Source organism: Desulfococcus sp. (assembly GCF_050178255.1).
Taxonomy (GTDB): Bacteria; Desulfobacterota; Desulfobacteria; order Desulfobacterales; family Desulfococcaceae; genus Desulfococcus; species Desulfococcus multivorans.
In genome coordinates this window covers 1-8,879 of sequence record NZ_JBFXGG010000118.1, presented here as the reverse complement: position 1 = coordinate 8,879, position 8,879 = coordinate 1, and the positions used below count along the sequence as shown (strand labels likewise).

Sequence of the window (8,879 nt, the reverse complement as noted above, 5' to 3'; positions counted from 1 at the left end):
TCGCCCACCTCTGTCGTTTTCAGGTATTCAGCGGACCAGTCGGGGTTGACTCTCCGGTGGTGGAAATACAATGCCTCGCCGGTTCGGTCCTTCAGCTGCCGGTTGAGGGCTTTTCGAGCGATTTCCTTGGCGATCTCGTAGGATTTTTCCTCTTCGGCGTCATCCGGACGGCCGTCGCACCACCACGAGAACTGGCAGGCACCCTCTTCGCGGCCTTGCGTCACAACCCCGCAAATCGTGTTTGGGAAGCCTTCATGGCCAAGCCGGTTCATAACGACGTTGGCGATGGCTTCCATGCCGGCAACCCCTTCACCCCTGGTCTCCCAGTAGATGGTCCGGGAAAGGCAGGTGACGGCATCGTCCAAGCGCTCCTGTCCGGCCGGATCGACCGCCTGCGCTTCAGGCTTCGTGATAACTTCGGATGGCATGGGCGATGCTTTGCCGCCCTCGGCCGATGCCTTCTGCTCCAGCACCGCCGCCTTGCTCTCAGCGGTTTCCGCTTTCTGTTCCTGATCGGCCGATATCAGTCCTGTTGCGAGAAGGATGATTGCAAGACAGGCCGCAATCCATATGTAGCGCATGGTCAAACCTCCTGAATGGATCAACTTTTCGACTTTCATGATGGTGACCGGAAAAAGGTGCCGGGCCGTATCCTCCCGGCAGCGGCCCGTGAAAGTCGAAAGTCGGGTTAACTTCACAACGGTATCTGGAAAGTAAAGCCTCGAGGGGCATGAAAGTTCCCATAGCCGTGGATACATCCCTGAAGCCTTCGGCATGCCCCTGCAGAGAAAGATAGAAACGGCCGAATTCAAATTCAACCGTTCCCATTTCCGTTTTCGGCAATATATTAGTTTATCTCGGATCTCCCGCCGGGCGATGGATGGGCTTGGACAAAGCCGTCCTGCCGGTGGGAGAGGCTTCAGAAACCGTTTTTCAACCCATGAGCGAAAGGAGTGTGTCATGAACAGGAAATTTACGGCAGTGTCTTTCATCCTTACGGTTATCCTCTGGACGGCGGGGGTTGTGATGCCTTACGGGGCGTGGGCCCACTGTGAGATTCCCTGCGGCATCTACGACGACGGGGCGCGGATTCAGATGATGCTGGAGGATGCGACGACCATCGAGAAATCGATGCAGCAGGCGACCGAACTCTCCGGAAAGACGCCGGTGAACTATAATCAGCTGGTCCGGTGGATCAACAACAAGGAGCTCCACGCCGACAAGATTCAGCACACGACCGCCCAGTATTTCATGACCCAGCGCATCGCCCTGGACGCCAAGGATTACGACAAGAAGCTGGCGGCCCTGCACCAGATCCTCGTCTACGCCATGAAATGCAAGCAGACCATGGATCTGGAGAATGTGGCCAAGCTCCGGGGGGCCATCAAGACCTTTTCGGACCTCTATCTCGGGCACACCCATGAAAAGGAGTAGCGGCATCGGGCGATTTTTCGACAACGGCATCACAAGACGCAAACATGGGAGGACAGCATGAGCGACAACAAGAAAGCAGCGGTTCTGGCGTCATTCGCGGCGGATTCCCTGGCCCTTGGCGCCCACTGGATCTACGATGTCGAGGAGATCGTCAACCGTTTCGGGCGGGTGACGACGCTCGAGAAACCCGGGTCGGATTCCTATCACCCCAGGCGGGACAAGGGGGAGTTCACCCATTACGGGGACCAGATGCTGGTGCTGCTGACCTCCGTCGCCGAGCAAAAAGCCTTCGACCTCGAGGACTTTTCCCGGCGGTGGCGGCAGTTGTTTGAAGACTACGACGGCTATGTGGACGGCGCCACGAAAAAAACCCTGGCCTATTACGCCAAGGGCAAGACTGCGGAGAACGCCGGATCCCATACCGGTGATTTTGCCGGCGCCGCGAGGATGGCGCCATTGGTGGGCCTGTACGGCGACGATGCCGATCGCCTGGCGGAGGCGGCCCGGGCCCAGGCCCGGATGACCCACGACGACCCCAACACCCTGGACACGGCCGAGTTTTTTGCCCGGGTGACCGCGGCAGTCTTGAAGGGTGAATCGCCCAGGGCGGCCGTGGAGCGTCTGGCGGCTTCCGAGGCTTTTGAGATGACCCCCGTGGCCATGTGGGTTGAGGAGGGGCTCAAGTCCGGAAATGAAGAGAGCGTGGCGGCCATCGGGAAATTCGGTCGGGCCTGCGAGACGCCCCAGGTCTTTCCGGGGGTGATCCATCTCATCGCGAAATACGAAACCGACCTCAGGGAAGCCCTGATCCAGGCGGTCATGGGCGGCGGCGACAGCGCGGCCCGGGGAAGCATGACGGGCATGGTCCTGGCCGCCCATCTGGGAATGGACGCCATTCCCCGGGAGTGGACGGACGGGATGAAAAAAACCCGGGAAATCCTGTCTCTGCTGGACAGGATCGTCGGTTGACATGCCGGCCCCCCGAGGATGAAAAATGCGGGGGGTCGGTCGGGATCTCTCGATGCCTTGACAGGTCCTTCAGTTCCGACGGGCCTTCAGGCGTTCGATGGCCGCCACGGCATAGGGGTAGACGGTGTCGGCGACGATCCGGTAGCCGTCGGGGTTGGGGTGGATGCCGTCCGCCTGGTTGAGGCGGGGATCTCCCGCCACGCCTTCGAGGAAAAACGGGATCAGGATCACGTCGGCTTCGGCAGCCACCGAGGGATAGATTTCCCGGAAGGCGTCGGTGAAGCCGAGGCCGAGGTTCAGGACCATCCGCATGCCGGCCAGCACCACCACGACCCCTTCATTCTCGAGGCGGCGGACGATCTCGAGGAGGTTCTTCCGGGTGAGATCGGGATCGATGCCCCTGAGGCCGTCGTTGGCCCCGGTCTCCAGGATGACGATGTCCGGGTTCAGGGTCATGATCCATTGAATCCGCGACAGGGCCCCGCTGCTGGTCTCGCCGCTGATGCCGGCGTTGATCACGCTGAAGTCATGGCCCGAAGCCTTGAGCTTCTTTTCGAGGAGGGCCGGGTAGGCTTGTTCCTCGTCCACGCCGTAGCCTTCCGTCAGGCTGTTTCCAACGGCGACGATGACGCCGGAGCGTCCGGTTTCGTTCGGGCCGGGAGCGGCCGCTTCGAGGGCGCCGGACGCCTCCGGCGTCCCGGCTTTGGGCGCCTTGTCGCAGCCGCCGAAGACGGTTGCCGTCAGGACGGCGAGGAGGACTGCCGTCCAAAGAGAAGGTTTCATCTGTCGTTTCCTTTTTTGAAGTCAAGACTGAAGAGTGAAGACTGAAGGCTGAAGGGGTGCGCTTGTGACGGACGGGGCTTTTACTCCCTCTTTGGTCTTCAGTCTTCGGCCTTCAGTCTCTCCTAATCATCTGATAGCGTTCAATTTTCGGCATCAAGGCTGAAGGGGTGCGCTTGTGACGGACGGGGCTTTTATGCCCCCTTCAGTCTTCAGCCTTCAGCCTTCAGCCTCTCTCACTCCTCCGTCTGCTCCCGCAGGAACACCACCGGCTTCTGTTTGAGGATGGGCAGTGTTGCGATGCTCCCGACAAGGAGCACCAGCAGGATGGTGCCCAGGACCATCAGGCCGCTCTCCGCAAGATAGGGCCGGTAGTCGATGTCCAGCATCCGGGTGGCGATAAGCCGGCTCGCCGTCTGGGATATCACGAGGGCCTGGACGGCGCTTCCGGCGCCGATGATCACGTTTTCCAGGGAGAACACCGCCAGGATGAACCGGCTTTTGGCCCCCAGGATCCGGAAATAGGCGGCCTCCTGGGTGCGGGCGATGCGGGTGGCGAAGATCGCGCTGACGATGATCAAAAGCCCTGCCGCGATGCTCTGGAGGGTGAAGGCCCGAATCACCATGGAGAGGCGGTGGAGGAGCCCCGCGAAGGTGCCGAGGGTCTGGCTGACGTCGATGGCGCTGACATTGGGGAACCGGGAGACGACCCTGTTCTGGACGGCCGGGATATCCGCCGCATCGATCCGGATTGCCGTGAAGATGGTCTGGGGCGCCGACTTGAGAATCGAATCCCCGGGGAAAACAAAGTAGAAATAAGGCTCGATGGTTTCCCGGGTGCGGCTGCGGATGCTCGATATTGTCGCTGTTACGGGGATCCCCTGTATCCGGAAGGTCAGTTCGTCGCCCACGGCCATGGACCGCATCTCCACCACCGTGTCCAGCACCGACACCTGAAGCCCCGGGATGTCCTCCCGGAACATCGCTTTTCCATCCACGAGGATTTCGTCCGGCAGCAGATGATCCCGGTAGGTCAGGTTGAAGGGGCGGGTGAGGTTGTCGCCCCGTCTGAGCCGCTCTGTCTCCCGGTCGATCTTTTCGCCGTTGACGGAGAGCAGCCGCGATCGGATCACCGGATAGAACTCGGAATTCCGGCCGATGACCTGGGAGAATTCATCCACCTGGTCGGGCTGGATGTCGATGAAAAAGAGGTTGGGCGCATTCCGGGGGTATGAGCGGATGAAGGCGGCATCCAGGTTCTGCTCCACCAGGAAGATCGTGAAGATCAGGGATAGGGAGGCGCTCAGGGTGATGATGGTCGATCGGGTGGCGTTGCCTGTCCGGAACAGCCCCCGAACGGCCTGCCGGAGCGCCAGGGGGCGGCTCCCCAATCGTTTCAACAGGAGCAGCATGCCCTGGGTGATCAGGGCGGAGAGAAGGATCAGGCCGAGGGTGCCACCCAGGAACTTGAGGCCGGTTTCGACATCCTTGAGCTGGAACAGAATCATCCCCGTGAAGAAGAGCAGGATCAACAACAGGGTCACGTAAAAGTCCGTGCCCTTTCGGGCGCGTTCGTTCGCCTTCCTGAAAATCAGGTGGGGCCGGACGTCCCTGAGGCGGTGGATGGGCAGGAAGGCGAAAAGGATCACCGTAAGGATGCCCAGGAGGATCCCCTGGGCGAGGGTCGACGCTGAAACCACCGCCCCGCTGCCCCTGGGCATGAGATCGCCCAGCATCCAAAAGAGGCCGTGCTGGAGAAGGATCCCCAGGCCCAGGCCGATGAGGGTGCCGACAAGGCCGAAGACGGCGACGAGGGCCAGATAGTTGAGGGTGACAAAGCGTCGCGTTCCCCCCATGGCCTTGATGACGGCGATGGTCTTCTCCTTGTCTTTCAGGTAGGCGCTGAGGGCGCTTCGGATGCCCAGGCCCGAGAGCAGGAGGGTAAAGACGGCGATGAGGGAGAGAAAGAAGAGGAAGTTGTCGAAAAAGCGCTTGATCCGCGATCGGGCCGTCCTGAAGGTTTCCACCTGCTCCTGGCCCTCCACGGCCGCCTTCTCCAGCATCGACGCCAGGGCCTCGAGGTTTTCGTTCTCCCCGACCTTGATGAGGCGGATGTAGCGGACGCGACTCCCTTTTTTGAGGAGATCCAGCCCTGGAATGTCCGGCTCGCTGATGAAGAGCCGGGGTCCGAAGGAGAGGAAGCCCACCGGCCGGTCCGGCTCTTTCAGGACGACATCCCGGATGGTGAGACTGGCGCTCCCGACGTAGAGGGTATCTCCCACCGACAGGCCGAGCCGCTCCAGCAGGGCCTGCTCCGCCACGACGCTCCCGGGGGCGAGGACCCGGTCGAAGGGCCGGCCCGACGCCAGCGTCACCTCGCCGTAAAAGGGGTATGCCGGGCCGACGATCTTCAGGTCCGCCAGGAGCGAGGCATCCCCTCGGGCGCTCCGGACGACGGAGTAGAATTCGTAGACGGGGGTGCTCTCCGCCCGTCCCTGGGCCTCGATATCCCGGATCGCCGCCAGAAGGGGGACCGAGAGGGGAAAGTGGGATCTCACGATGATGTCGGCCCCGTGCAGCGCCCGGGCATCCTGGAGCAGAGACCGGTTGAGGCTTTCCCGGAATCCGTTCACCGCCACCACCGCGACGATGGAGAGGGTGACGCACAGGACGAAGACCGCTGCCTGGCGGCCGCCGGCGACGAACTGCCGAAACAGGAACCTGGCGTGGAACATGTCAGTTTCCTCTCGCGGTTGAAATCTCGCCGTTGCTGAGCAGCAGCCTTCTATCCGCCTTTTGGGCGATCTCGGCGCTGTGGGTGACCAGGATGAGGGTGGCCCCTTTTTCTTTCCGGAGGTGAAGCAGCAGGGTCAGGATGGCCGCGCTGTTGTCGGCGTCGAGGTTGCCCGTGGGCTCGTCGGCGAAGACGATATCCGGTTCGTTGACCAGGGCCCGGCAGATGGCCACGCGCTGTTTCTCCCCGCCTGAGAGCTGGTGGGGGAAGTGGCCGCGGCGGGGCAGGAGGCCGACCCGGTCGAGCAGGGCTTCGGCCTTCTTTCGGGCATGCCCGTTCCCGGAAAGTTCGGCGGGAAACATGACGTTCTCGAGGGCGTTGAGGGACGGCACCAGGTGAAAGGACTGGAACACGAATCCGAAGGCCCGGTTCCGGAAGGGCGCCATCTCGTCCTCGCCCAGGTGGGTGATCTCGCGGTCCCGTATGAAAATACGGCCCGACGTCGGCCGGTCCAGGCCCGACAGGAGGGTCAGGAGGGTCGTCTTGCCGCTCCCGCTGTTGCCCTGGATGACCAGGAACTCCCCTGGGTCGACCGAGAGGGAGACATCCCTGATGATGGTGATCTCCCGGTTTTCCACCCGGTAGGTCCGGGTCAGGTTCCGGGCGTCCAGTATCGTCATCGTGGTCTTGGCCTTTCGTGGGTATCGGGAGCATGCCCCCCGGTTATGCGGACATGCCTGCCATGAGCGCGGCGGCGCACTCCCCCAGTACGTCGTGATTGTAACCGCCTTCCAGAAGGGCGAAGCAGCCGCCGCCGCTCCGTCTGGCGGTTTCCCGCACCAGAAAACCGATCTCGTAGTAGTCCTCGGTCTCCAGAAGCCCGCCCCAGTCCTCCCGGTGATGATCGAAGCCGGCGGAAATGCCGATAATGTCGACCGCGATGTTGGAGAGAACGTGGGCGACGTTGCGGAGGTATTCGTGCCGGCGGCGCTCCTCGGGGTTGTGGATCCTCACCCAGTCCTCCGGATCCAGGATATTGACGGTGCCGTCTCCGTAATGGAGGTCGATGTCGAGGACAAAGGCGGTTTGGATCTTTTGCCGCCGTTTGAGGGCCGTCAGGGCCACGGCCATGTTGTTGAAATAACAGAATCCCCAGCAGCTGTCCGCGGATGCGTGGTGGCCGGGGGGGCGGATGAGGGCGAAGCAGGGCTCAACAAGGCCGATCTCCGCTGCCTGGACGGCGCCGCCCGCAGCCAGGGCGCTGATGTCGTAAAGCCCTTTTTCCCGTATGCGCATCACGTGCATCCCGGTGTGTACCGCCCGGATGTCGTCCTCGTCCGCCGGGACGGCTTCCACGAATTCGGCCTTATCCCGTATGGCCGCCACCACGGCCTCGATCCGGCCTTCAGCCGCCGCCGGCTCATTGGTGTAAACCGTATAAAAATCCTCGTGAAAAACGACTTTCATGACGACCTCCCCGCCTGCCTCTCTTTCATCAGGAGATTCGACTGAAGCCGACAGTCTGAAGGTACGACTCTGCAACAACCGCCGCCCTTATCCCCCTTCGGCCTTCAGTCTTCAGCCTTCAGCCTCCCCATACATACCACGGGATCTCCCCGGGGACAAGTGCCTCCCTGCCGTCGGGTTCGGGACGCCAGGGCTGCCCCCGTCCGTCGGATAAAGGCTTGACGGCCTTGTCCTCAACCCTTAGGTTACGGCGTTATGCCTAATCGGCAAAAGAGGGATCGGCCGTCGGGCCTGATCGGTTTTCTATATTTTACAGGGTATTATGATGCTCCCGTCAGGGAGGATCTCGGAGCGGTATGGACATCAGAACGCGAACACTGAAATTTACAGGGTTTCGACCGGAGCCGCTTTACCGTTACCGTCAGGTGCTTCGGGTCAGCCTGCCGTTGGTGGTGAGCATGGCCACCACCATGATTCTGGAGGTGACGGACCGGATCTTTCTGGCCCGGTATTCCATCGATGCCATCGCCGCCTCGACCCCCGGCGGGCTGACGGCCTTTCTGTTCATTGGTTTCTTCATGGGTGTCGGCACCTACGTCAACGTGTTCGTGGCCCAGTACACCGGGGCCGGCATGGCGCTTCGGGTGGGGCGCGCCTTGTGGCAGGGGATCTATTTTTCCGCCGCTGCCGCCGCGGCGTTGTCGGCCCTCTCGTTTGTCGCCGTGCCCCTGTTCGATCTTGTCGGGCATGCCCCGGAGATCCGGCGTATGGAGGTGGTCTATTTTCGAATGCTCTGTCTCGGGGGCGGGTTTTGCGTGCTCGCTTCGACCCTCTCCTCCTTTTTTTCCGGAAGGGGCCGCACCCGGCCCGTCATGCTGGTGCATCTGGCCGGCATGTTGATCAACATCCCCCTCAATTACGCCCTCATCAACGGGCGATGGCATCTTCCCGAGATGGGCATTGCCGGCGCCGGCCTCGGTACGGTGATTTCCTGGGCCGTCATGGCATTGCTGTTCACCGGGCTGATTTTCACCCGCGACAATGACCGACGGTTCGGGGTGCGCAGCGACCGGCGGATTGAAGCGGCGCTTTTCAGGCGCCTGCTTCGCTTCGGCATCCCCGGATCCCTCCAGTTCACCCTGGATCTTTTCGCCTTTACCTTTTTCGTGCTCATCGTCGGGCGCATCGGCAGCATCGAACTGGCGGTCACCAACATCGTTCTGACCATCAACTCCCTGACGTTCATGCCGATCATGGGGTTTTCCATGGGGACCAGCACCCTGGTCGGCCAGGCCCTGGGTCGGGGAGAACCGGCGGCGGCCCAGGCCGATACGCGGGCCACGCTCCACATCATCTATCTCTATATTCTGGTGACGGGGTTCTTTTATCTGGTCTGGCCCCGATGGACCCTCTCCCTTTTTCAAACCCCGCAGCTTGCGCCGGCGGCATCGGCCCGCATGACCGAGATGGGCGTCATTCTGCTCCGGTTCGTGGC

At 61.8% G+C, this 8,879-nt stretch carries 8 protein-coding genes; 3 read left to right on the top strand and 5 right to left on the bottom strand.

What is annotated here, in order from left to right:
- Window positions 1–581, bottom strand: a 581-nt coding sequence (locus tag AB7S84_RS14850) for a cell wall hydrolase (protein ID WP_428155399.1), incomplete at its 3' end; no start/stop codon positions are given.
- Window positions 582–960: 379 nt separating this feature from the next.
- On the opposite strand from AB7S84_RS14850, the gene AB7S84_RS14845 reads away from it, so the two are divergent.
- Complete coding sequence (locus tag AB7S84_RS14845) at window positions 961–1,434, top strand: superoxide dismutase [Ni] (protein ID WP_428155397.1); 474 nt, start codon at window positions 961–963, stop codon at window positions 1,432–1,434.
- A gap of 57 nt (window positions 1,435–1,491) precedes the next feature.
- Window positions 1,492–2,403, top strand: coding sequence for an ADP-ribosylglycohydrolase family protein (locus AB7S84_RS14840; RefSeq protein ID WP_428155395.1), 912 nt, complete (start codon window positions 1,492–1,494; stop codon window positions 2,401–2,403).
- A 69-nt stretch (window positions 2,404–2,472) separates the two neighbouring features.
- On the opposite strand, the gene AB7S84_RS14835 is transcribed toward AB7S84_RS14840, so the two are convergent.
- The 4 genes from AB7S84_RS14835 to AB7S84_RS14820 form a co-directional block, all read right to left on the bottom strand.
- Window positions 2,473–3,186 (bottom strand): arylesterase, encoded by a 714-nt coding sequence (locus AB7S84_RS14835; RefSeq protein ID WP_428155393.1) that lies wholly within the window; start codon window positions 3,184–3,186, stop codon window positions 2,473–2,475.
- A 233-nt stretch (window positions 3,187–3,419) separates the two neighbouring features.
- On the bottom strand, window positions 3,420–5,918 hold the full coding sequence (locus AB7S84_RS14830; protein ID WP_428155391.1) for an ABC transporter permease: 2,499 nt from the start codon (window positions 5,916–5,918) through the stop codon (window positions 3,420–3,422).
- Between the two features lies 1 nt (window position 5,919).
- A complete protein-coding gene (locus AB7S84_RS14825; protein WP_020878409.1) occupies window positions 5,920–6,597 on the bottom strand; it encodes an ABC transporter ATP-binding protein in 678 nt (225 codons plus the stop codon).
- A 43-nt stretch (window positions 6,598–6,640) separates the two neighbouring features.
- Window positions 6,641–7,384 carry a histone deacetylase gene (locus AB7S84_RS14820; protein WP_020878408.1) on the bottom strand — a complete coding sequence of 248 codons (744 nt, stop codon included), beginning with the start codon at window positions 7,382–7,384 and terminating at the stop codon, window positions 6,641–6,643.
- 356 nt (window positions 7,385–7,740) lie between these two features.
- Between AB7S84_RS14820 and AB7S84_RS14815 the strand changes: the two genes are divergently transcribed.
- On the top strand, window positions 7,741–8,879 hold a 1,139-nt coding region (locus AB7S84_RS14815; RefSeq protein ID WP_428155388.1), incomplete at its 3' end, for an MATE family efflux transporter.